24 protein-coding genes are annotated in these 25,384 nt (G+C 33.1%); 3 read left to right on the top strand and 21 right to left on the bottom strand.

The features are described from left to right. Positions 1 to 2 precede the first annotated feature (2 nt). From rsmB to COC46_RS06820, 9 genes are all read right to left on the bottom strand, one after another. Positions 3 to 1,349, bottom strand: a complete 1,347-nt coding sequence (rsmB, locus tag COC46_RS06860; protein WP_098809003.1) for a 16S rRNA (cytosine(967)-C(5))-methyltransferase RsmB — start codon at positions 1,347 to 1,349, stop codon at positions 3 to 5. A 1-nt stretch (position 1,350) separates the two neighbouring features. Further along, positions 1,351 to 2,295 (bottom strand): methionyl-tRNA formyltransferase, encoded by a 945-nt coding sequence (gene fmt, locus COC46_RS06855; RefSeq protein WP_098809002.1) that lies wholly within the window; start codon positions 2,293 to 2,295, stop codon positions 1,351 to 1,353. Between the two features lie 8 nt (positions 2,296 to 2,303). Further along, positions 2,304 to 2,777, bottom strand: a complete 474-nt coding sequence (gene def, locus COC46_RS06850; RefSeq protein ID WP_098809001.1) for a peptide deformylase — start codon at positions 2,775 to 2,777, stop codon at positions 2,304 to 2,306. A gap of 489 nt (positions 2,778 to 3,266) precedes the next feature. Continuing rightward, entirely contained in the window at positions 3,267 to 5,666 is a 2,400-nt protein-coding gene (priA, locus tag COC46_RS06845) for a primosomal protein N' (RefSeq protein ID WP_098809000.1), read from the bottom strand. After that, the gene (coaBC, locus tag COC46_RS06840; protein WP_098808999.1) at positions 5,666 to 6,868 is read right to left on the bottom strand and encodes a bifunctional phosphopantothenoylcysteine decarboxylase/phosphopantothenate--cysteine ligase CoaBC; all 1,203 of its coding nucleotides are present in this window, start codon (positions 6,866 to 6,868) and stop codon (positions 5,666 to 5,668) included. Before coaBC ends, priA begins: the two co-directional genes overlap by 1 nt. 376 nt (positions 6,869 to 7,244) lie before the next feature. Further along, entirely contained in the window at positions 7,245 to 7,457 is a 213-nt protein-coding gene (gene rpoZ, locus COC46_RS06835) for a DNA-directed RNA polymerase subunit omega (protein ID WP_098808998.1), read from the bottom strand. Between the two features lie 3 nt (positions 7,458 to 7,460). Then, positions 7,461 to 8,078, bottom strand: a complete 618-nt coding sequence (gene gmk / locus COC46_RS06830; protein WP_098808997.1) for a guanylate kinase — start codon at positions 8,076 to 8,078, stop codon at positions 7,461 to 7,463. A gap of 154 nt (positions 8,079 to 8,232) precedes the next feature. Then, a complete protein-coding gene (locus COC46_RS06825) occupies positions 8,233 to 9,102 on the bottom strand; it encodes a YicC/YloC family endoribonuclease (RefSeq protein WP_098808996.1) in 870 nt (289 codons plus the stop codon). 145 nt (positions 9,103 to 9,247) lie between these two features. Further along, positions 9,248 to 11,917 carry a calcium-translocating P-type ATPase, SERCA-type gene (locus COC46_RS06820; RefSeq protein ID WP_098808995.1) on the bottom strand — a complete coding sequence of 890 codons (2,670 nt, stop codon included), beginning with the start codon at positions 11,915 to 11,917 and terminating at the stop codon, positions 9,248 to 9,250. A gap of 501 nt (positions 11,918 to 12,418) precedes the next feature. Between COC46_RS06820 and COC46_RS06815 the strand changes: the two genes are divergently transcribed. Continuing rightward, a complete protein-coding gene (locus tag COC46_RS06815; protein ID WP_098808994.1) occupies positions 12,419 to 14,116 on the top strand; it encodes an Rqc2 family fibronectin-binding protein in 1,698 nt (565 codons plus the stop codon). A gap of 299 nt (positions 14,117 to 14,415) precedes the next feature. Here COC46_RS06815 and COC46_RS06810 read toward each other — a convergent pair whose 3' ends face one another. From COC46_RS06810 to COC46_RS06800, 3 genes are all read right to left on the bottom strand, one after another. Next, a complete protein-coding gene (locus COC46_RS06810) occupies positions 14,416 to 14,604 on the bottom strand; it encodes a hypothetical protein (protein WP_098808993.1) in 189 nt (62 codons plus the stop codon). A gap of 124 nt (positions 14,605 to 14,728) precedes the next feature. Next, positions 14,729 to 15,502 (bottom strand): glutamate racemase, encoded by a 774-nt coding sequence (murI, locus tag COC46_RS06805; protein WP_098808992.1) that lies wholly within the window; start codon positions 15,500 to 15,502, stop codon positions 14,729 to 14,731. 190 nt (positions 15,503 to 15,692) lie between these two features. Beyond that, the gene (locus COC46_RS06800) at positions 15,693 to 16,211 is read right to left on the bottom strand and encodes a GNAT family N-acetyltransferase (protein ID WP_098808991.1); all 519 of its coding nucleotides are present in this window, start codon (positions 16,209 to 16,211) and stop codon (positions 15,693 to 15,695) included. A 121-nt stretch (positions 16,212 to 16,332) separates the two neighbouring features. On the opposite strand from COC46_RS06800, the gene COC46_RS06795 reads away from it, so the two are divergent. Continuing rightward, a complete protein-coding gene (locus COC46_RS06795) occupies positions 16,333 to 16,959 on the top strand; it encodes an NUDIX hydrolase (RefSeq protein WP_098808990.1) in 627 nt (208 codons plus the stop codon). Positions 16,960 to 17,024: 65 nt separating this feature from the next. Here the strand turns inward: COC46_RS06795 and COC46_RS06790 are convergent, their stop codons facing one another. The 8 genes from COC46_RS06790 to COC46_RS06755 form a co-directional block, all read right to left on the bottom strand. Next, complete coding sequence (locus COC46_RS06790) at positions 17,025 to 17,459, bottom strand: GNAT family N-acetyltransferase (RefSeq protein ID WP_098808989.1); 435 nt, start codon at positions 17,457 to 17,459, stop codon at positions 17,025 to 17,027. Between the two features lie 22 nt (positions 17,460 to 17,481). Continuing rightward, positions 17,482 to 19,257, bottom strand: a complete 1,776-nt coding sequence (locus COC46_RS06785) for an ABC transporter ATP-binding protein (RefSeq protein WP_098808988.1) — start codon at positions 19,255 to 19,257, stop codon at positions 17,482 to 17,484. Next, positions 19,254 to 20,993: an ABC transporter ATP-binding protein gene (locus COC46_RS06780; protein WP_098808987.1), complete on the bottom strand. Its 1,740-nt coding sequence runs from the start codon at positions 20,991 to 20,993 to the stop codon at positions 19,254 to 19,256. The genes COC46_RS06785 and COC46_RS06780 overlap by 4 nt, the downstream gene beginning before the upstream one ends. Before the next feature lie 294 nt (positions 20,994 to 21,287). Next, a complete protein-coding gene (locus COC46_RS06775; protein ID WP_098808986.1) occupies positions 21,288 to 21,833 on the bottom strand; it encodes a DUF1572 family protein in 546 nt (181 codons plus the stop codon). Positions 21,834 to 22,058: 225 nt separating this feature from the next. Next, positions 22,059 to 22,562 (bottom strand): SMI1/KNR4 family protein, encoded by a 504-nt coding sequence (locus COC46_RS06770; protein WP_098808985.1) that lies wholly within the window; start codon positions 22,560 to 22,562, stop codon positions 22,059 to 22,061. 225 nt (positions 22,563 to 22,787) lie between these two features. Then, the gene (htpX, locus tag COC46_RS06765) at positions 22,788 to 23,660 is read right to left on the bottom strand and encodes a protease HtpX (protein ID WP_098808984.1); all 873 of its coding nucleotides are present in this window, start codon (positions 23,658 to 23,660) and stop codon (positions 22,788 to 22,790) included. A gap of 17 nt (positions 23,661 to 23,677) precedes the next feature. Further along, positions 23,678 to 24,124: a DUF6376 family protein gene (locus COC46_RS06760; protein WP_255294838.1), complete on the bottom strand. Its 447-nt coding sequence runs from the start codon at positions 24,122 to 24,124 to the stop codon at positions 23,678 to 23,680. A gap of 46 nt (positions 24,125 to 24,170) precedes the next feature. Then, on the bottom strand, positions 24,171 to 24,305 hold the full coding sequence (locus COC46_RS06755; RefSeq protein ID WP_369700023.1) for an FbpB family small basic protein: 135 nt from the start codon (positions 24,303 to 24,305) through the stop codon (positions 24,171 to 24,173). Positions 24,306 to 24,549: 244 nt separating this feature from the next. Between COC46_RS06755 and COC46_RS22130 the strand changes: the two genes are divergently transcribed. After that, positions 24,550 to 24,693 carry a hypothetical protein gene (locus tag COC46_RS22130; RefSeq protein WP_176545081.1) on the top strand — a complete coding sequence of 48 codons (144 nt, stop codon included), beginning with the start codon at positions 24,550 to 24,552 and terminating at the stop codon, positions 24,691 to 24,693. A gap of 205 nt (positions 24,694 to 24,898) precedes the next feature. Here COC46_RS22130 and COC46_RS06750 read toward each other — a convergent pair whose 3' ends face one another. Further along, positions 24,899 to 25,129 carry a hypothetical protein gene (locus COC46_RS06750; protein ID WP_098808982.1) on the bottom strand — a complete coding sequence of 77 codons (231 nt, stop codon included), beginning with the start codon at positions 25,127 to 25,129 and terminating at the stop codon, positions 24,899 to 24,901. Positions 25,130 to 25,384: the final 255 nt, after the last annotated feature.

Here is a 25,384-nt window from a genome sequence, read left to right as displayed (position 1 = left end):
CGTTACACCTTCTTCCTTAATCTTGCAATAAAAAATCCATCCGTTCCAAAATAATGTGGCAGAAGCTGTACATACCCATTTTGAATCGATTTATTTTCATTTAATTTTTCCGGAACATGATCAACTAATGAGTGATCTAATTCATATTCATCATGTTCTTCTAAAAACGCTTCAACAACATCTATATTTTCTTCATGTCCCACTGTACAAGTACTATATACTAATGTTCCACCAGGTTTAACTAGTTTAGATGCTTCGTTTAATATCGAACTTTGAACTCTTTGTAAATTGGACACATCAGCCGCATTCTTTTTTAATAAAATATCTGGCTTACGACGAATTACACCTAATCCAGAACATGGAGCATCGACTAATACTTTATCAAACAATCTACCTTCTAACTCTTCAGGTGCTTTTCTTGCATCTAATGCTTTTGTTTCGATATTATTTAAACCTAATCGATTAGCCTGTTCTTTTATTAGCTTTACTTTATGTTTGTGTAAATCTAATGAAGTAACTGATCCAGTACCGGCTAATAACTCGGCAATATGTGTTGACTTTCCTCCAGGTGCTGCGCACGTATCAAGTATATCGTCACCTTGGCTAACACCAAGTGCTTGCGCAACTAACATCGAACTCTCATCTTGAATAGAAAGAAACCCTTCTTTAAATGCATTCGTATGAGCAACATTCCCTTTTTGAATTTCAATGGCAAATGGTGACAGTTTTCCTTCCTTGGCCTGTACACCCTCATCTTCAAGGATTTTAAGAACTTCTTCTCTTGTTGCTTTCATTGTATTAACCCTTGCAGTTTGAAATGGTGGTAGGATGTTTTCCTCACACATTTTTTTCGTTTCTTCTTCACCAAATTCTTTTACCCATTGTTCAATTAACCAATTTGGATGATTTGTTTCAATTGAAAGTTTTTCGGTAGGATCTTTAACTTCATCGATAGATCTCAAACCATTTCTTTGAATATTTCTTAGAACCCCATTCACTAAAGAAGCGATTCCTTTATGCCCTCGCTTTTTAGCAATATTAACAGCTTCATTTAAAACGGCATGTGGAGGTATACGATCTAAAAAATGCATTTGATACAAAGAAAGCTTGATTAATATATAAACCCATTCTTCTAATTTTTTTTGATTTTTTATGAATGGATCTAAATAAAAGTCTAATAATTTATCTCTTTGGATTGTTCCATAGATTATTTCCGTTAATAATCCTGAATCAGCAGAAGTTAAATCATTCTTTTGAATATAGTTATTTACTAACAAATTACTATACGATTGATTTTTATAAACTGAAAGAAGTGCCTCTAAGGCAATCTCTCGTACATTTTTACTCATCTTATTCTCCTAACTTCATTCCACGTTCAATAAAAGCACCCGCGCCATTAATATATTGCTTAGCTTCCATTCTCTTTTTACCAGCAGGCTGTATATCAGTCAATTTGATTGCAGTTTGATTACCTGTCGCTACTAAAATGCCATCGTTTAAAACCTCAATTATTTCACCTGGTGTTGACGTATGATCCGTATTAGCTTTTTCACCCCACCAAACTTTTAAAACTTCTCCGTTTAATGTAGTATAAGCTACTGGCCAAGGGTGTAAACCTCTTATGTGATTATAAATCTCTTCACCAGTTTTTGACCAATTTATTCGTTCTTCTTCACGCTTAATATTTTTGGCAAAGCTTACCTTACTTTCATCTTGTTTCTCTGCTGTAAGCTCACCTTTTAATAATGATGGAATTGTTTCCGAAAGCAAGTTCGCACCCGCAATACTTAATTTGTCATGAAGTGTTCCAACATGATCTTTTTCCTCAATTGGTACAACGACTCTCGATAACATATCACCAGCATCTAATTTTTCAACCATATACATAATCGTTACACCAGTTTCACTCTTACCTTGAATAATTGAATAGTGAATTGGAGCCCCGCCTCTTAATTCTGGAAGCAATGAAGCATGTACATTGATACAGCCAAACTTAGGAGCTTCAAGGATGTCTGTAGGAAGAATTTGTCCAAAAGCTGCAGTTACGATTAAATCTGGCTTCAGTGCCAATACTTTTTCAGTTTCTTCAGGAAGTCGTATTTTCTCAGGTTGTAAAACTGGAATGTTATGTTTTAGAGCCTCTACTTTAACAGGAGGTGGAGTTAGTACTCTTTTGCGACCAACAGGACGATCCGGCTGAGTTACAACACCTACTACTTCATAGCCATCTTCAATTAATCTTCTTAAAACAGGAACAGAAAAATCCGGTGTCCCCATAAAAACGATCTTTGTCATTTCTTTGCCTACCCTTCTAATTCACTTTCTTCATAGTATTTTGAGACTTTAGAAGTGAATAAAACTCCATTTAAATGATCAATTTCATGTAAAAGTGCACGAGCTAAAAATCCACGAGCTTCTATTATAAAATATTTTCCACGTTTATTTTGCGCCTTAATTTTTGCATAGTTAGGTCTTGTTACATCGCCATATAAGTTAGGAAAACTCAGGCAACCTTCTACGTCAGTTTGCTCGCCTTTTGTTTCCATTACGATTGGATTGATTAAATCAATTCGTCCATTATCATCTTCAACATCAACAACAGCAACTTGTTGCAGAATACCCACTTGTGGAGCTGCAAGTCCAACGCCGTCCGCTGCAAGCATTGTCTCATACATATTGTTTAAAAGTTTTACTAAATTTTTATCAAATGTTGTTACTTTTTCACACGGTGTTTCAAGTACTTCATTTGGAAATTCTACTATTTTTAATAAAGTCAAATTCACTACTCCTCTTGTTAGTTTGTTTAAATTTATTTTCATTTTTATCTTATTTAGTTGAAGAAACTCATGTAGTAACTATATTTTTATATTGTTTAGATTCACATTCACAAGTTAGCTCTTAGATCATATTTCTCCTTTTAGAGCTGGGCAAACTTTTTCCACTTTTTCAAGGTAAAAACCTACCTTAAACCCACACTAAGTGAATTACTGAGAACTTTTATTTGAGTTTATTATGGTGTCTAGTTCCGCAAGTTAGCTCTTCGGTTATATTCCATCCATCTTCGAAGTGGGAAAACCACCACTTCTTCAGCTGAATGGAGATATTCCCTTTTAGAGCTGGGCAAACTTGCTCCACTTTTCTAGATTGTCTAGTTCCGGCTCCTAGCCCCTCGAGGTCATAAGCCAAATTCCAATAAAGGTAAAAACCAACCTTTATCGGACTTTGTCTTATGCTTGTCGGGTCTAACCAGTCGCCTCCACTTTTCTTTACATAAACATAGTAGGTTGAAAGTCGATTGTTAGTTGTAATCTGGCTTTGTCTGTTTCGTCTTGATAGTATTGTTGAATTCGGTTTAGTACGTCGTATAGAGCAGGTTCAGATTTGTATTTTATCACACATTGATAACGAAAATGGTCTTTTATTTTTGCGATTGGTGATGCAACTGGACCGAGTACGATCGATCCTTCTGATAAATGCTCTCTTAAATAGCTTGCTATTTGTTCGCTTACTTTTACTGTTTTTATTAAATCATTATGAGCGATTGATATTAATACTAAGTAATAAAAAGGTGGATATCGAAATGAGCGTCTTATTTTCATTTCTTCTTCATAAAACGCAACATAGTTTTGTGTTTTAGCTAATTCAATACTATAATGCTCTGGAGAATATGTTTGTATAACTACTTCACCTGGTTTTTCATGTCGACCAGCTCTTCCACTTACTTGTGTTAATAAACTAAAAGTTCGTTCACTTGATCTGAAATCTGGTAGGTGAAGTGAACTATCTGCTGCTAAAACACCAACTAATGTAACATTCGGAAAATCAAGCCCTTTTGCAATCATCTGTGTGCCAAGTAATATATCAGCCTCACCATTACCAAATTGCTTAAGCATTTTTTCATGGGCACCTTTACGACTAGTTGTATCATTATCCATTCTAATAACTCGTGCTTCTGGATAAGTTTTTGTAATAGCTTCCTCTACTTTTTGCGTCCCGGTTCCAAAAAAACGAATATGTTCACTTTGGCACGATGGGCATTGCTTTGGCATATAGGTTTCATATCCGCAATAATGGCATTTTAAATGATGATTATGTTTATGATAAGTTAAGGAAACCTCACAATGGGGGCACTGAATTGTGTAACCACAATCTCTACACATTACAAACGAAGAATAGCCTCGACGGTTTAAAAATAAGATGATTTGTTCCTTTTTCTCTAAACGATCAATTATCTTTTCATGTAAAGCTGTTGAAAACATCGTACGATTACCAATTCTTAACTGTTCTCTCATATCGACTATTTCCACTTCAGGTAATGGGCCTTGATTAACCCTTTTAGACATCGTATTTAACTCGTAAACACCTTTGCCTGCTCTAGCAAAGGATTCCAGTGTAGGTGTTGCACTTCCTAAAACGACAGGACAATGATGATATTCCCCTCTCCAAATGGCTATATCTCTTGCATGGTATCTTGGATGCTCATCCTGTTTATACGTCGTTTCATGTTCTTCATCAATGATGATCATTCCAATATTATCAAATGGAGCAAAAATAGCTGACCGGGCACCAACTACTACCTTTACTTCTTTTCTTTGAATTTTTCTCCATTCATCGTATTTCTCTCCAATTGATAATCCGCTATGTAGAACTGCCACGTCATTACCAAATCTACTTTTAAAACGACCTACAATTTGTGGGGTAAGTGAAATTTCTGGTACTAATACGATTGCTTCCTTACCTTTAGAAAGGACCTCTTGGATTGATTGCAAATAAACTTCCGTCTTTCCACTACCTGTTACACCATGTAACAGATGAATCTTATTTTCCCTTTTATTAAATGAGGAAACAATTTGTTCATATGCAATTTGTTGTTCTTCTATTAATGGTAACGGCATTGATCGCTCAATTTCCCTTCCCACATATGGATCACGATAAACTTCAATCATTGTGATTGATACTACCTCATTTTTCTCTAACGTCTTTATCGGTGAATCAGTGATTCCAAGACATTCTTTTAACTCTTTCACGCTCGTTTGACCATTCATACGTAAATATTCAATGATGTCTCTTTGTTGAGGTGAAGAGATTGTTTGTAATTCTTCATCTAATACTTTTAAAAGTGAAACAACACGTTCAGTTTTTTTATTTGCTTTATTTTTCACTTCATACTCAATTTCAAGCAAACCTTCTTTAATTGCTCGTTGGACTAGTGAAATTTTACTAACAAGAGTTTCTACTTCAGACCATTCTCTTCTTTTTACGACAGAGAATAATCTGATTAGTTCAGGCACTAGTTTATCGAATGCTTCTTCTGATCTAACTTGAACATGCTTTTTATATACAGCTTTTATTGCAGTAGGAAGCATTGCTTGATATGCAGAAATTAAAAAACATAGTGTTTTCTCTGATATATAAGAACCTAAAAGAAGAAGTTCTTCAGTTAAAACTGGCATGACATCAAGAACTTCCTCAATTTCTTTAACCTTTTCTAAATTAGTTGTTTCTTTAATTGACAATACGAATCCTTGTACTTTCCTTGGACCAAATGGAACAATTACACGCATTCCAGGCTGTATTGCATCTTGCCAACTAGTTGGAACTTTATAATCAAAAGGACGGTCTGTCTGTCTGACTGATACATCAACTAAAACTGATGCGTATGTCATCATTCTACCTCATTTAACAAATCATGTACTTCTAGTAGTATTTCTTTTGCTACTTCTTTTTTACTCATTTTAGGAAGCGGCTTAACTTCACCATTTTGCTTAAAAATCGTTACAATATTCGTATCAGATCCAAATCCAGCCCCTACTTTTGTTACATCATTTGCAACAATCATATCAGCATTTTTCTTTAAAAGTTTACTTTTAGCATACTCATCAACTTGGTCTGTTTCTGCAGCAAAACCTACTAAAATTTGATGCGTTTTATTTTGGCCAAGTGTTAGAAGAATATCTTTCGTACGCTTAAAATCAATTGATAGATCACCTTCAGCTTTTTTTACTTTTTGGTCATAAGTAGTCGAAGGTGTATAATCCGCAACCGCTGCTGTTTTAATAACGACATCAGCTTCCTCATAATGTGACCAAATCGCCTCAAACATTTGCTCAGCAGACTCAATTTGGATAAATTTACATCCTTTTGGAGGTGTTAAATTAGTTGGACCGGAAACTAATATTACTTCTGCACCTAACGAAACAGCAACTTCAGCAATACTATATCCCATCTTACCTGTTGAATGATTTGATACAAAACGAACTGGATCAATTTTTTCAACTGTCGGACCAGCAGATATAATAATCTTTTTCCCATTTAATAATCCAACTTCTCTTTGAAAATGTTCATTTACAAATTGGACGATTTCTTCAGGCTCAGCTAGCCTACCTTTACCTACATAACCACATGCTAAATATCCTTCATTCGGTTCAATAAATCGATGACCGATCTCTTTTAATGTGTTCATATTCTTTTGAACAATCGGATGGTTATACATATTAACATTCATCGCTGGTGCAATCCAAACTGGTTTTGTAGCAGCAAGTAATGTTGCTTGAATCATTTCGTCTCCAAGACCATTCGCTAATTTACCAATTGTATTAGCAGTAGCTGGAGCAACTATAATTAAATCTGGCCAATCACCTAAATCGATGTGCGCAATTTTCGAACTATCTTTTTCATCAAAAGTATCTATATAAACATCATTTCTTGATAAAGCTTGAAACGTTAAAGGTGTCACAAAGTTAGTTGCAGAAGGGCTCATCATTACTTTAACGTTATATCCTGCTTGTACTAGTTTACTTGTAAGTGCTGCTGCTTTATAGACTGCTATTCCACCTGTAACACATAGGAGAATCTTTTTATGTTCCACTCACCTTCACCCTTTCAAATCTTATTCTTTCTATGTAATATGTCAAAAAATAGGTCTTTTGGATGTTCTATGTCTAAGATACCACAAATATGTTTGAAATAAATATTATAGGCTCATCAAAAGAAAGCCCGCCAACTGGCGAGCCTTATCATCAAAGTCAGAAGCCTAGTTGCACTTTATACTTTATTTCTAGAATTGGCGTCATTTTCTTGAGTTAATGACTCACCGCTATTATTACTTTAAAACGTAAAAATAAGACTGCCCCCAATCACTAACCACCACGAAACTTCAAGGAGGTGTTAAACACCACGTTGTCCTTTTTAGTCATATGGAAATTAGCAAATGTTTTGGGACAGCCTCGTCACACAGTTAAATATTAATCTTCTTTAACTTCTTCAAGTTTTCGATAAGATAATAATCCAGCATTTATTTCTTCTAATGCTTTACCTACAAATTTGTCAGACACTGGTTTTTCAACACGAATATCTTTATTAACTTGCATTTCACGAGCACGCTTTGAAGCAACTGTTACTAGCGTGTATTTTGAGTCTAATTTTGTTAATAAACGGTCAATCGAAGGATATAACATAGTTTATTCTGCCTCCATCATTCTTTTATAATAATTTGCAACTCGCTCACGTTTTAAATGTTCACTTAAAATAATTGCTTTAATACGATCACAAGCTAAATCAACTTGATCATTTTCAACTACATAATCGTATGCATCCATCATTTCAATTTCTTCTTTGGCTGCATTCATACGATTCATAATGACATCTTCAGTTTCTGTACCTCTAGTTACAATTCTATTTTGTAATTCTCTCATGCTTGGAGGGGCTAAGAAAATAAAGATTCCTTCAGGAAAAGCTTTTTTCACCTGCAGGGCACCTTGAACTTCAATTTCCAGGAAAATATCTTTCCCTTCACTTAATGTTTTTTCAACATAGTCGATTGGAGTTCCGTAGTAATTACCAACAAACTCTGCCCACTCAAGGAATTTATTTTCATTAATTTTTTGTTTGAAATCTTCTTTTGATGTAAAGAAATAATCGACTCCATGCACTTCACCTTCACGAGGATTTCTTGTCGTCATTGAAATACTGTATTGAAGATCTAAATCCTTATTATCAAAAATAGCTTTACGCACCGTACCTTTACCTACTCCAGATGGACCCGAAAGTACGATTAATAAGCCTCTTTCATGCCTCATTTATGACCCTACCCTTCTACTTCTTAGACAGTTTAAATTATTAAAGGTCAATCTATTGATTCATTCTTTGTGTCAGAGTCAATTAATCAAAATTAATTAGTCTTCTATTTCACATTGTTACCGGACCTTTGCAACTATAAACAAATCTTTTACATTATTCAATATTTTGAACTTGCTCTCTAATTTTTTCAAGATTATTTTTAATTTCAACAACTTGTTTTGAAATATCTAATGAATTTGCTTTCGAACCAATCGTATTCACTTCTCGATTCATTTCTTGAACAATAAAATCTAATTTTCTCCCAATTGATTCCTTTAATTGTAGCGTTTCATTAAATAAGTCTAAATGGCTAGTTAGTCGAACTAATTCTTCAGAGATGTCGCATCGATCTGCAAAGAGCATAATTTCTGTTAATAATCTTTGCTCATCCACCGCTGTTAATTCAACTTCAGCTAATTTAGATTGAATTTTTTCACGATATGATATCAAAACGAGTGGAGAATACTTAGCAATCAGCTTTTTGCATGCTTCAATTGCTGTTAATCTTTCTAATAAATCTTTTTTTAGTTGTCCACCTTCTTTGCACTTAACATCAAAAAATTGTTTACATGCATTTTTGGTAGTCGTTAATAATAATTCTTCAAAATTATCATTAATTTGTTCTACTTCACTTACAGTTGTTACTTCAGGTAGCTTTAATAAATCGATTGGATTATATATGGATTTATTATGATTTTCTCCTGAAAGATTCTCAATTGCTTTTTTATATTGTTGAATCAAGCTTTCATCTATTTGTAATGTACGTTGTAACAAGCCTTCAATTGTAACAAAAACCTCTACTCGACCTCGGCTAGTATACTCAGCTACAATTTTCTTAATTGCATCTTCATATGCTAATAGTTGCCTCGGCATTCGAACGATTGTTTCTAAGTATCGATGATTCACTGCTTTCATTTCAATATGTATTTTGTACTGTTCATTTGACAAAATGGCTTTACCATACCCTGTCATACTTACAACCATTGTTTCACTTCCAATACACTAATTTTCTCTCTAATTATTACCAATTTCCATTCATTATGTAAAAGAGAAAAGGTAATAGAGCGTACCTCTACTACCTTAAGGAATTATAACATATTTTAATTTGGTTATCCATTTTGTTCGTAAATTATTTTTTCTTTGAAAATAAAGCTCCTACAAGCATAAACGTTGGGATCGAAGATAGACCTCCTATTAAGAACCAATCTCTTGGCACGATAGGTACCGTTTTAAAAATAGGTTGTAAAGGTGGGTAGTAAATGACAACTAGCATTAATAGCATTGAAACAATTACGGCACCAATTAAATATAAATTTCCAAACAAATTTCGATGGAAAATAGACCGTTCACTTCTACAATCAAATACATGAATTAATTGGGCTAAAACTAAAGTCGAAAATGCCACAGTTTGTGCATATTCTAATTGATTTGGATGCTGATTATAAGAAATAATGAATGCCAAGAGTGTTACGAATCCAATTAAAAACCCTCTTGAAATAATTTTCCATCCTAAACCTCTTGCAAAAATTCCTTCAGATAGAGAACGAGGACTTCGTTTCATTACATCATCCTCAGCTGAATCCACGCCTAGTGCCATGGCAGGTAATCCATCCGTTACAAGATTCACCCACAGAATTTGAACTGGAACAAGAGGTAATGGTAAAGCTAATAACATCGCAAACAACATCACTAAAATTTCACCTACGTTTGAAGCTAATAAGTAACGAATAAATTTACGAATATTACTATAAATATTGCGTCCTTCTTTAATTGCAGACTTGATTGTTGCAAAATTATCATCCAGTAAAACTAATGACGAAGCCTCCTTTGCAACATCCGTACCGGTAATCCCCATCGAAATCCCAATATCCGCTGCTTTGATCGCTGGAGCATCATTTACACCGTCACCAGTCATCGCTACAATATGTCCATTCGCTTGAAGTGCTTTCACAATTTTTAATTTATGTTCAGGTGAAACTCGGGCAAAAACTGCAGCATCTTCAACGAATTCCTGAATTTGCTCTATCGAAAGTGCATCTAATTCTTTTCCTTCTACTACTCTACCATTATCTCTTAATATCCCTAGTTTTCTAGCGATACTAGAAGCAGTTAATTTATGATCACCAGTAATCATAATCGTCTTAATCCCTGCTTCTTTACATTCTTGAACAGCTTGTGCAACTTCTGCTCTTGGAGGGTCAATCATCCCTTGTAATCCTATAAACGTTAAATTATTTTCAAGCTCTCTTTCATCAATAATTGTTGATTTTAATGGTTTAAAAGCAATCGCAATCGTACGAAGAGCATTATTTGCATATGTTTCAATTATACTTTCAACAGCGTTTTGTCTAAACGTATTTAATTGCTCTTCTCTTTCATGCCATAAAATTGTCTTACATTTAGAAAGTAATACGTCTGGAGCACCTTTCGTAATAACAAACTGCTCACCTGAACGATTTTTTACAACTACCGTCATCATTTTCCTTGTACTATCAAATGGGACCTCATGTACTCTAGTAAAATTCGAATTTACATATTCTCGGTCGATCCCTGCTTTATAACCTGCAACAACGAGCGCACCTTCAGTTGGGTCCCCATCTAAGACGATTTCTTTTTTCTTTTGAATTAACTCAGCATCACTACAAATCGATCCGAATACAAGTGTTTGAAATAATTGTTTATTTAATGTCGGGTTGATTGTTCGTTCTTTACTAGTAAACTCTCCATTAATTGCATATCCGTTTCCAGATACTTCATAACTCGATCCACCCGACCAAATATTTGTAACAGTCATTTTATTTTCTGTCATTGTCCCCGTTTTATCTGAACAAATGACTGAAGCACAACCTAATGTTTCAACCGCTTGAAGCTTACGTACAATCGCTTTCTTTTTAATCATCCGTTGCACACCGAGCGATAAAGCAACCGTAACAATTGCTGGCAAGCCTTCTGGTATCGCTGCAACTGCTAATGATACACCTGCTAAAAACATATGATATAATTCATTCCCTTGATAAACCCCAATAAATACAACTAAAGCTGTTAAAAATAATGCAAGAATAATTAATATTTTACCTAATTGTTCTAATCGTCTTTGTAATGGTGTAACGATTGTTTCTGTATTTTGAAGCAAATTCGCAATTTGGCCCATCGCTGTTTTCATTCCTGTTGAAACAACAACACCTTTACCATTCCCACGCGTAACAAGCGTTCCCATAAAGCCCATATTATCTTGATCACCAATACCAATATCATCTGACTGAATTGACTCAAATCTTTTCTGAACTGGTACCGATTCACCTGTTAGCGCTGATTCCTCTATGTATAAACTTGATGCTTCGATTATGCGAATATCAGCACCAATCCGATCACCACTTGAAAACTTAATAATATCTCCTACAACTAGGTCTCTAGATGGTAGCTTAACAAATAGCCCATTTCGCAAAACATTTACTTGTGGAGCAGCTAATTCTTTTAAAGCTTCTAATGATTTCTCTGCCTTAGCTTCCTGAAAATATCCTAATATCCCATTAATTAGTACAATTGCCATAATTGCAACTGCATCAACAACTTCTTTTAAAAAGATTGATATAATTGTTGCGCCTAATAATACAAAGACCATAAAATCATTAAACTGATTTAAAAATAAAACGAGTTTGGAAGTTTTCTCTGACTCCTTTAATTCATTTGCCCCAAAAGTTTCTCGCCTTTTTCTTACCTCCTCATCAGTTAAACCGGAGGAAACATTTGTATTCGTTACTTCTACGACTTCTTCCGCTCTCATCCGATAAAAATTCATACTTTGTTCACCCCTAATTAAACATTAGGTAAGTTGTCCCCCTTACCTCTCATAAAAGCATATTCAGACTCGTCCAAATAAATGATATAATGATGAAAATAAATCTTGCTTTTAACCTTAACAATGAGAACAAATACAAAAAGAGAGCCAACCTAAAAAAGAAGTACGTTGATTTCCACTACAGGATGCTCGCTTTCCATTTGGCGAGATTCTTGAGCCTCCTTTGCATCGCCTGCGGGGTCTTTAGCCTTCCAGCGTTTCCCATAGGAGTCGAGCACCCTTCCGTTCCAATCAACTTCTCTAACTAAGCTCAAAATTTTAATCAATTTATTTAATAAATTGATTAAATAATGAGCCTAGATAAGAAAAGTTGACCTGAGTCTCTAAGTGGGTGATTATTAGAGTTGATTACAAGAGCAGCAAACTATTTAGCATAGTTTAAAAATACAAAACAAAAACATAAATAATATTTAATGTTTATTAGAGTAGGACGTGATACATATGTCTTTTGACGGACTTTTTACAGGAGCTATGACGAATGAAATAGCTTCTAAACTAACAACTGGTAGAATATCAAAAATTGTACAACCAAGTAACTTTGAAGTACTCCTTACCGTAAGAGCGAACGGTGCAAATTACAAACTAATCCTAAGTGCTCATCCTAGCTACGCAAGATTCCATTTTACAAATCAAAACTATGATACTCCATCAGAACCATCAATGTTTACAATGCTTTTAAGAAAACATTTAAACGGTGGATTCATTGAAAGCATTACACAGCTAGATCATGAACGTATTGTTCACATTAAAGTTCGTAGTCGAAATGAAATTGGTGATGAACAATATCGAACTTTGATTATCGAACTAATGGGTAGACATAGTAATATCATTTTAATTGATGAAGAAAGACAAATAATTTTGGATAGTATTAAACATGTACCGATGGCTGTTAATCGTCATCGAATTATACAACCCGGTGCTACTTATATTTCTCCTCCTAAACAAGAAAAACATGATCCATTTCACATTTCAAAAGAGGAGTTTAATCAAATTATCCACCAAAGTGAGGAATCACCATCGCAAGCGATTGTTCAACATTTTTCTGGAATCTCTCCATTACTTGCAAGTGAAATTGTCTATAATGGTAAAGAAAATATGTATGATGCGTTTAAAACAATCATGAATGAAATACAATTCGAACAGGTGACCCCTTCACTTTTCCGATTAGAATCAAGAGAATTATTTTATTTCATAAATTTACCTTACTTACAAGCTGAACAAACTGTTTTCTCTAGTTTAAGTGAGCTTTTAGATGTTTATTACTTTGGTAAAGCCGAGCGCGACCGAGTGAAGCAACAAAGCGGAGATTTAGAAAAATTATTACAAAATGAACTAACAAAGAACAAGAAAAAAATTAAAAAGTTACGAAAAAGTCTTGAAGATACTGATAAAGCAGATAAAATTCAGTTACAAGGCGAATTACTTACAGCAAATATGTTTGCACTACAAAAAGGGATGAAAGAAATCGAAGTAGTTAATTATTATGACGAAAATGGTGGCACAATGGTCATTCCTTTATCGCCATTAAAAACACCTTCTGAAAATGCACAAACTTATTTCACAAAATATACTAAGCTTAAAAATTCAGTTGCACATATCGAAGAACAAATTAAATTAACTACTGAAGAAAATGTCTATTTAGAAACAGTTATTCAGCAAATCGAATCCGCCTCCCCACGTGATTTAGAAGAAATCCGTGAAGAACTAGCTGAGACAGGTTATATAAGAAAGAAAAAATCGAAAAAAGCACAAAAGTCGAACAAACAAAAAGTTACATTAGATGAATACATCTCTTCTACGGGTGAACAATTATTAGTCGGTAAAAATAATAAACAAAATGATTATTTGACGAACAAACTTGCTAGTAGAGACGAACTTTGGTTTCACACAAAAGATATCCCTGGGTCGCATGTTGTGATTCGTGCCAAGAATCCGAGTGAAACTGCCATTAAAGAAGCAGCTATTATCGCTGCATATTTTAGTAAAGCACGCCAATCAAGCTCAGTCCCAGTTGATTACACAGAAATTCGCCACGTAAAAAAACCAAATGGTTCCAAACCTGGTTTTGTCATATACGAGCAAAACAATACGGTTTATGTTACACCTGATGAAGAGCTTGTTTTAAAATTGAAGAAATAAAAAAATGGTGCCTACACAAAAGGGCACCTTTTTTATCAGAATGTTGAAATATAAACTATCAATAGTTAAAACCTACATTAATCGAAACATTTGACGATACTTTGTAATTGATTGATGATTGGGATGAAAGGATTCTCAACTCCTATTGGAAATGCAGGAAGGCTCAAGAATCTCGCCCCATGGAAAGTGAGTAACCTGTAGCCGAAATCAACATCATACAGCTTCTTTTAAATTGAAAAAAATTGTTGATTAATTGACAAGTCCTTTTTTCAACAGCAAAAAAAATATGCTAATTCAATTCACTTTTCCTTTCTTCCATTTTTCCCTATTCGTAATGATCCTAAAAATAGGACAAGACCAACACAAAAACCAATCATTAAGTTAGTATAAATTTCATCTTCCCTTATATATTTAATGATAAAATAAACAGCAAAAAACAGCATTGTCATTACACCGAAATAAATTAATACATCTTTTATTTTTACCATTTAGTCATATTCACTCCTCTTCAATTAGTAAAAAGATAGATTTTAACAAATATTCGTTAGTTATCAACAGTAGTCTTGTATTTTAAAAAACAATCTATCAAAAAAAAGATAAGCTAATTAAAGCTTATCTTTCATTTTGTAAATAATTTAATGCCTTTTGTGTCTTTTCAATATAGTCTTGATCATTGTTTGAACACATAAATTTAATATTTATTTGACCAGTTTCGTTTAATTGGTCTTTTTCACCAAGCAGTTGAATTAATCTTTTTACTGTACCATTACTTCCATCAACGATTTGAATGTCTTTTGGTAAAATCTTTTTTAATATGTTTTTATAAAATGGGTAATGAGTACAGCCTAAAACGATTGTTCCATACTGCTCGATATTAAATAATGAAAGTTTACTTTTAAAATAATCAATCATTAAATCTTCATCAAAATTTAATTCCTCGCAATAACGAACAAGCTCAGGTAAAGGCAATGAGTCTACAATACTAAGGTCGTCCACTCTAGAAATAAGCTCATTATATTTTGTTTGTTTTAACGTTAGTGGAGTAGCAAATACTAATACTCTTTTACCTGTTGTTCTGTTCATTTCAACTGCTGGTTTTACTGCCGGTTCCATACCGATAATCGGAAAATCATACATTTTTCTTAATTCATTTACTGCAATACTAGTTGCAGTATTACATGCAATCACTAGTGCCTTCACATCTTCTTTAATAATCATTTCAACAGATTTTTTTACAAATGCACTTACTTCTTCCTTCGACTTAGTACCATAAGGAACGTGAAGAGTATCTGCAAAATATAAAAAATCTTCATTTGGTAATTTTTTCAGTGCCTCATTTAAGACAGTTAACCCACCAATTCCTGAGTCAAAAAAAGCTATTCTCATTTCAATTCACCTAATAATTTTTATTTAATGAAGTTACTTGTGAAAGTGTCCACAAAAAAAATTTACAATACTTGGACGCTCTTTCACAAATATATAATACTAAATTAACCTAATTATGGATGAATGTAAACTTTTCAGAAAATAATTAACTCGACTCCATATCCCGTTTACCTATAATTCCTATTATTGTCTATACATTCGAAAATGCATCTGGGTACTTTACAATTCCATTAACATTTTCTAAAGCGTGTTCTTTTACTTCATATACCATAAACACATCATCACTTACATTAAAAGGCGGTCTTATTCCTTTACTTACTGCAGGCACAAAGCCAAATTTCGGATAAAAAGATGGATGACCTAAAACAATTACTGAAGTGTATCCTAATTTTCCACTAACTTGCAAGCCTTCTTTTACTAGAGATGATCCGATACCTTTATTTTGAAACTTAAGCTTTACTGCCATTGGAGCTAATGCTAGTGAAACAATCGGACCATTGACCGTTTCAATCGTAACTTTACTAAATAATATGTGTCCAACAATTTCTTTTTTATTTGTTTCTGCTACTAATGATAATTCTTTTATAAAATATGTAGAATTACGAATCGCTTCGATTAAATTGGCTTCATTTTCCATACCGAAAGCTTCATTATTTAATTCTCTAATAGCTTCGTAATCTTGTGGATTTTCTGTTCTTATCGTAATCAATTAAATTTCTCCCTTCATTACTTCTTATTGTCTATTTTGAATAAAAACATTTCAATCCTACTAAAATTATCTTTATAATAATGTACATAGTTCATAGATCAAATACAAGGTGGTTAATTAAATGCAAGATGAATTACTTAAAATTTTTGATGAATCTGGTAAACATATTGGAGTGGCATCTCGTAGTGAAGTACATAAAAAGGGATTATGGCACGAAACATTTCATTGTTGGTTACTTAGTATAGAAAATGAAAAAGCTTCAATCTATTTTCAAATTCGTAGTCATCATAAAAAAGATTATCCGAACTTATTTGATATTACGGCTGCTGGACATTTATTATCTAGTGAAACAGTTGAAGATGGATTAAGAGAAGTTAAAGAAGAGCTAGGAATTGAAGTAAAAATGGATGATGTAATCTCTCTTGGCATTATAAAAAATTCAATCATTTTAGAAACAATTATCGATCATGAATTGAGTCATGTATTCTTACTAAAAAGCGATAAACCATTTACTAATTTCAATCTACAAAAAGAAGAAGTTTCCGGTATCGTTAAAGCTGATTTTAATCAATTTTATCAATTCGCTCATGGTTTAAGAGATACAATTGAGGTTGAAGGTTTTCAAGTAACTGAAACAAATGAACAAATTCCAGTTCGAAAAAACGTAGATAAAAATCAGTTTGTTTCACACGAAAGTAATTATATTGTGAATGTTGTTGAAATGATAAAAAAACACTTACATAATTGAATAACCATTTTTGACTTCATTACTTAAAGCAAAAAAACCCTAAATATAATTAGGGTTTTTTATGCTTATTCAATAGTTTTACTAAAAGAATAAGAAAGCTTTTTATAGTCCATTTTATGTTCATAAAAACGATGTGCGTTAATTCTTTGGACACCCGATTGCAATGTTACTAATTTGCATCCGTTTCGTTTACCATAATCAGAAATAAAATCTAGTAATTTCTTACCGTAACCATTTGAGCGTTTATTTTCATCAGTTACTAAATCATATACAAATACATGTCTACCATTATAGAAATTTGTTAAAATGCTAATTCCAGCAACAGCAACAGTTACGCCATTTTCCTCTAATCCATACAATTGAAATCCTTCTTTTTTCATTTCTCCATACAAATTAAAAAACGATTCCTCATTCAAGTGAGTGCGAAGTTGCTTCAATACTTCAAAACCTTTGGATAACTCTTCTTTTGACTCGTAGAGTTTTATTGAAATATTAGACATTTGACCACTCCTAGAAATATTTTTAAGAAACACTAATTACATTTTCTCCAGTTTCAGCTTCTCTTTTAAACAATCTTGCATATACGCCATCAATTTCTAATAGTGAATGATGCGTACCTTCTTCGACTACTTTCCCGTTTTCTAAAACAACTATTCTGTCCGCTGTTAATACTGTAGATAATCGATGTGAAATTACAATGACAGATTGTTTCGATTTTCGTTTTTGAATTGCTTCATTTATTTGTAATTCTGTAATTGGATCTAACGCTGAACTTGCTTCATCTAAAATAAGTATAGGTGAGTTTTTAACTAATGCCCTTGCTAATGATAATCTTTGTTTTTGGCCACCAGATAAAAGTGCTCCTCGTTCACCTATTGACGATTCAAGGCCATTTGGTAAAGAATTAAGATAGTCAGATAATCCACTGTCCTTTAAAGCCTCAATCATTTCTTCATTTGATGCTAATTCATTACCGATTCGAATATTATCAGCTAAGCTTCCATTTCGAAGCTGAACATCCTGAGAAACAAATGAGATTGAATCTCTGATCCACTTTGCATTTGCTTTTTCAATTGGTAAACCATCTACTTCTATTGTTCCACCATTTAAAGGATAAAACCCTAATAATAAATCTACAATCGTTGATTTCCCTGCACCACTTGGTCCTACTACAGCAACTGCTTCACCCGGTTTCACATGAAATGATAATCCATTTAAAACAAACTCTTCCTTCGTTGGATATCCAAATTTAACATCTTTAAATTCAATAAGCCCTTCGATAGAATTTAATTTTTCTCCTTCTTGCACCTCAAATTCTGAAACTTCTTCTGCTAATAATTTTTCAGACCGATCTAATGCAGGACCTGTTCTCCTTACTGATAACCAGTTTCGTAACATTCTTTGAATCTCGTTAGCCGCAATTGTTACAAGGCCCCCGGCTGTATACATTTGACCTGTTGAAATTTGATCGTTTGATATAAGTAGAACACTTATAAAATAGACTGCTGCTAAAGCAAAACCATTATAGCTACCAATTACAACAATTGACTGCATTCTTGCTTTTAATTCAACAATTGATTCCTTAATAAATGATTTACGAATATCGGCAACACTTTGAATTTCATATTCTGTAGCTCCAAGAATTCTTGAAAGCTGAATCCCTGTCACAGACTCTCGTAATCTTTCTAAATAACGTGACGCTTCATTTCTCGCTTTAGCAGAAGCAATTCTAGTACGAGCTCCTACTTTATTTGAAGTCCAGTAAAATAGCACACCTAAAACAACACTAGTAATCATTAAATAAGGATTAATCCAAAGTAAGACAATACTGTATATAAAAACTCCTTGTACAGAAGCCATAAAAGTAGAGCCTTCCCATGCTAAAAAGTTATGAAGTGTATCTGGATCATCTGAAACTCGTGCTAATAATTCTCCAGATTTTGATTGATGAAAATAGGAATAAGGCAAAATTTGCAAATGCTTAAATAAACGTAGTTTTTGCCAGTTTGTAACAGACTTAGCGATATGATGACAAAAATACTCGTCAATAACCATTAAAATTAAATCAAGAATCGCAGCAATAACAAGTAACCACATTAAGCCCCAAAGAAGTGCATTTTCGTGATTCGGAATAATATGATCAATTAACCAACCAGTTCCTAAAGTTGGTATTAATGCTGCACATACCTGACTTAAAGCAATAACGAATGAATCTGCAAATACCCATTTTTTATGAGGTTTAAGAAAGTTAATAACTCGCTTTCCATCACCTATTTTTTTAGTATTTTTCTGCATCATACAGCACTCTCCCTTTCTAGCTCACTGTATTGTGCCATATATAATTGGTAGTACTGACCTTTTAGAGATAGTAGTTCTTCATGAGTACCTAGTTCAGCGATACAACCTCGATCTAATAATAAAATGCAATCAGCATCTTTAACTGTAACTAGTCGGTGTGCGATTGTAATTGTTGTACGACCCGGTATTAATTTTTCGAGTGATGATTGGACTTTTTCTTCCGTCTCTCCATCTAATGATGAAGTAGCCTCATCGAAAATTAAAACTGGAGGATGACGGAGTATTGCCCTTGCAAGAGCTACTCGTTGCCTTTGACCACCAGATAATTTTAATCCTCTCTCACCGACAATCGTTTCAAAACCATCCTGTAATGATTCTACTAAATCAGATAAGTCCGCTGCTTCAACAGCAAGCTTAAGCTCCTCATCAGTTGCATTAGGTTTGGCATATAGTAAATTTTGCTTTAATGTACTATTTAAAAGGAATGTCTCCTGAGAAACAACTCCAATGTTTTGTCGTAAGGATTGATAATCATGTGATGATAAATCTTTCCGATCAACTGAAATGCTACCTGAAGACGGCTGGTATAATCCAAGTAACAACTGTATGAGAGTACTTTTTCCTCCTCCACTAGAGCCAACAATTCCAATATGTTGACCAGCTTTAATAGAAAATGTAACACCCTTTAATACTTCTTCAGTAGAATTAGGATAAGTAAATCGGACATCTTTAACATCGATATCACCTTTCACCTCTTTAAATTTCGGTAAATCATCAGGCTGTTCTGCAGGTAAATCAAAATATTCATAAATCCTTTGAAGTGCAGGAATTGCTTGTTGAATTGTCAAAGCATTCTCAGCTAACGAACGAATAGGCATAAACATTGTTGGGATAAAACCTAGAACAGCAATTAATGTACCAACTGTAATTTCGTGCTGCCATATAGAATAACCACCAATTAACATAATGACCCCTGGAGCACCATTATTAAACACATTCCCTAAACGCCAATTAACCTTACCGATCAACGCTAAACGAATTGCAAACCTTTTCCAAACAGACAATTTATCCTCTAATTTTTTATTTTCCTTTTCCTGTGTTTGAAATGTTCGAACTAAACGAACTGATTCAATGCTTTCTTGAGTATGATTATATAGATCAGCACTCATATCACGAGCAATAGCCCCCATTTTCCTAACCTTTTTACCAATCATAAAAGACGGAATTAAATAAATAGCAAATACAATAAGCATGACCACAGCTGCAGGCCAATACAACGGAAACACCGCAATAAAAGCTGCAATTGCTGCTATTACTTGTTGAAGAAAACGTGGAATGACTGTATTATTCAAATTTTGAACAGACTCTACATCGTGCGTTAATCGATATAGCATATCTCCACGAGGCGTTGTTGAAAAAAAAGACATTGGAGCTCTTTGAAGCTTTTTAAAAGCACGTAATTGCATATCTGTAATTACATCTAGACCAATTTTCACTTGAATAAATTCTTGTAAAGATTCAAAACCGACCTTAAACAAGAAAGAAAGCATAATCCCTAAAATTAAATAAAAAATAATTTTAGAATCTGCTCCACCAATAATCTCATCGACTACCTTACCAGTTAAAATCGGCGGAATAATGGCAAATGCCCCAGCAATTAATGAACAAACAAACGCAACAAGGAATACTTTCCAATACGGTTTAAAATGATTAAGTGTTTCGATTAATATTTTCATTTATTGCCCCCCTAACCTGTAACATTTTACATTATTTTCTAACTATTTTCACTATTAAAATTTTTACCAGAATTAAAGTAATGCATTTCTAAAAGGATAGGATTAGATTTTTATCGATTAGTAAGAATTTCAAGGACGTTTCTCCTAGCAATAGTACCCTACCTTAGTAGTTTTCTATGCTCTTATTTTTACCTGACCCTATATCCATTCTAATCTTTCAATTCATCTATTTCTTCATTATATCGACTGAATCTTCGTACTCTTTAAGCTTATAAACATAAAAAAATCTACAACTTAAGTCGTAGATTTTTTCGCTTCAATTAACTTTAATTCTAAAAATTGTTGAGATTTTCCTTTTGGAATACTCAAACTAGTGAAGCTTTCATTTTTTATTTGCTTTGAAATATATACTATTTGACCAATATGGTATCCATAATGACTTATTTGTCTATGTATTGCCTGTAATACGGTATGCTCTTCCCCACGTATTTTAACCGTTTTTAACACATCGTCTTCTTTTAAATTCTCTATTGTATTAAAAACAACATTCCATCCTTTATTCCAATCAGTTAATAGCTCATCCTTTGATTTGTAATCCCCCTCAAATTCAACATCACGATTTCTCCATGCTTTTTCACCATCCGTCGTTAGAAAATCTGTAAATCTCGAAATCATATTTCCACTTAGATGCCTTACAATACTGGAAATATGATTCGATTCACTAGATGGTTGCCAATGAAGTTCTTCGTTATTCAACTGTTCCATCGAACGATCACCAAGTTTTTTTATGCCTTGAAATTCTTTTAAACTATTCGATAGAAATTGTTTTGCGATTGACATATTTGACCCTCCAATACTAAAAAATCATTCTATTCAATTGTATGAAAAGGAAACAATTATTTTGATTTGTAACTTTCAATTTATTTTAGATAAGTTATATGGGGTGAAAATTTACTTATTTTAGTTCGATATTGTTGAAAGTTTGTCAATTCAGATGTTCAATAGAAGTTGATGAAGGAATAGATAATTTTTTATCTAAATTGAATTCGAAAAGTTCTTAACCATCTATTTCGTAGGTCTACTATAAGTGGTTTTTAACTTTTTTGGATTTAAAGATGGAACTTGAAATAATTTAGTTAAAAAAGTATCAAAATCAGAAGCAATTTCTACACTATCCCACTTCACTTCATCTTCTGTATAATCTTCAAAAAGATAAATGATAGATGGTATTGCCTTATCTCTATAGTCAAACGCAATCCAATAATGATAGTCACCTTCCAACAGAATTATGTTATTTGGTAACTCGTACTCGGAAATAATATTTTGACTAAAAAACATATTAGAATTATCAAAACAGATTCCTTCCAATTCGTACAATCCATACCTTTCTTTACTATTACCTATAAAAAAATAAGGAAACTCTAATGAACCTCCATTATTTTCTCTTAATAAGTTTAGAAAGGAAATTGGAAGTGAAACGCCTAATAGTTTCTCAGCTTTCATTATCTCAACTTCTGAAACTGGTTCATTACCTTTCTTCCAAAAATTTTTCCCTTTATAAAATTCCATATCATCACCTTCATGTTTGATCGATACTTCAACAACACTCTTTATTTGGTTAATTTCAGTCTTTAACTAATCTGCCATTTTTGTTAATTAAGAAATAGCTACCGTTCCAGCCTAAAGGTTACTCAACAAGCGCATGCCTTAGTTGAACAAATAAATGATTACAATGCACTTAAATCTTATAAAAAAGGATATCTACACCCATAATCGTAGACATCCTTTTATATATTATAATGATTTTAAACATTCGATACGCTTTTCTAAAGGTGGGTGTGTAGAGAATAACTTAGTAAATTTCTCTTTACCACTAATTTTAAAAGCTGCAATAGATTTTTGTCTATCATCTACTCGGTTAACATTGTGTTGTAGGGATTTCAAAGCGTGGATCATGTTATCTTTCCCACCAAGTTCGGCACCTAACTTGTCTGCTTTATACTCTCTTCTTCTAGAATACCAGAATATAATTGGACTACTTAAAATGCTAAAAATAATTTCAAATATTATCGAACAAATGAAGTAAACAACTGACGCTAACTCTTCTCGAACAAAATTTGATACAATTTTAGCAACTATACGTGAAAAGAAAATAACAAATGTATTAATTACCCCTTGTAATAATGTTGTGGTAACCATATCACCATTTTTTATATGAGCAATTTCGTGAGCAATAACCCCACTAATTGCGTTACGATCCATTGATTGTAACATTCCGCTTGAAACCGCAACTAATGAACGATTTTTGCTTGGTCCAGTAGCAAAAGCGTTAACTTCTGCAGAATGATATATACCTACTTGTGGCATCTTTTTTAACCCTGCAATTCTTGCTAAACGGTAAGTTTCTTCTAATATAAACAATTCTTGTTCACCTTGTGGTGATCGTTCGTCAATTAATTGAACATTCATTAACCATTTTGCCATCATACGAGATATTAATAAAGAAATAATCGCACCACTAAAACCTGCAATTAAACTAAAGGCAATTAGAAACAGGTATTCACCACTCATTAGATAACTTTGAATACCTAATAATGATGTTATTATAGTAATTGTAATACCTACTAAAATATTAATAAAAATAAATAAAGAAATACGTTTAAACAAAAAAGTCCCTCCTCGTTTTACTTTCCTAATTGTTTTATTTGATCAATGATACCGGCTATTTCCTGAATGGACTTAAACATTTCCGTATTCTCCACAATGGCAGGATCTAGCTTGCCATCTTCCATATTCTTTAAATACAAATCAATCCCATCTAACACTTTATTATTTTGTTCGACCAATTGCTGATGCAGATCCGCAGCCATGTCCGGCGATTGAAGTACATTAAATTCTTCAATATCTTTTTTCATCTCTTCCAGCTTTGTCTCCAATTCTTTTGCCGCTTGCAAATTACTAACAGCTTGTTCTGCAAGGGAAGGAACTTCGTCTGCAAAAGTAATAGCTTCATTTACATAATCAGTTGCTTCATTTGCGTAAGTTAACGTGTTATTTACACTCTCGAATGAAGAACACCCCGTAAGGAGCAAAAATGGGACTGTAGAAAAAATAACCATCCATTTTTTCATTGTGATTACCTCCGTCTTCGTATGATTGCCTCTACATTTCTATTTGTCATTTAGAAGCTTTTGAATACTTGTCTTCAATTTTCTTCTCTATTTTCTCCATTTCCTCCTTATTGCTCATAAGTTCCTTTTTGTTTTCCAACACCAACTGTTTAAATGACTGTTTAATGGTTTTTCTCATCATTGATCACCTTCTTTTAATTAATTTCTTATTAGGTAGCTAAAACCTCTTTTTTCCTTTTCTTTTTCTAAATTCAGACATGATGATAGGAATCAGTCTTTTTTTTGCCATTTTTATTCCTTTTTTCAATACAGCGCTTTTTAGTATTTTGAAAAGTTTAGACATGGTCGTGCTCCCTTCTGTTACAGACTTTCCTGAAACTTAGGAATCCTCCATTGGAATAAATAACGAATAATTTTTTTCAAAAATGAAAAAACACCTTTACCAATTAGCTGGTAAAGGTGTTAAACATAAAAGACCTTTACCAACTACATTGGCAAAGGTCTCGCTTACAATCGCAATTGCCAACAAAGCCGAGGATTTAAATCCCGTAATGACGACTTTGCTGTAATAGCTACTCCCCTTTGGAGAAATCACGTTTCATTTAATTAAACTCATCTTAACCCGGAACAGACTGATACGTCAAGTAAAAATTCTTAATAGAAATATACGTAACTAGTATTAACAGTTTTTGATGTTAGGTGTTAATGTCAATGTTAACCGTACAGCATCAGATAGTTTAAGTGTAATTCTTCACAATTTTTATATTCGCCATTTCACTTTTTTTTAGCACTAAAAATACTAATACCAGATATTACACACAGCAATAACAGTAATAATAATCTTAACCAATCCATTGTAAGCCAAAAGTCACCGCCATTAACAATATTAGGGCTTAAACCAAACTCATCAACAAAATTACCTAAATTCCAAAATAACTTAAGAGAAATAAGTAATGAAAAAAGACTTAATAAAAATACTGTAATCGATAATTTCTGTTTTCCCATTATAAAACCCCCTTTTTTGAAAATTTTATTTACTAAAACCCATCTAATTTTACCATAAAATACCATAATTCTTATTCAACCTAAACTACTATTTAAAAATCAATTTTTCAACCGACCCTGTTGTTCGACTAAAGCAATGCGTTATTAAATAATCAAAAAAATTATATAAAGCAAACTATTAATCATTAATTATCTGAAACAAACCTTAAAGTTCTAATAGTATCGTTAATATTAACAGAATTATCAGGAAACCGT

The sequence above is a fragment of the Bacillus sp. AFS041924 genome (assembly GCF_002577195.1).
Classification (GTDB): Bacteria; Bacillota; Bacilli; order Bacillales; family Bacillaceae_G; genus Gottfriedia.
Note: the sequence above shows the minus strand (reverse complement) of the source record. Positions and strands in the feature narration are given on the sequence as shown.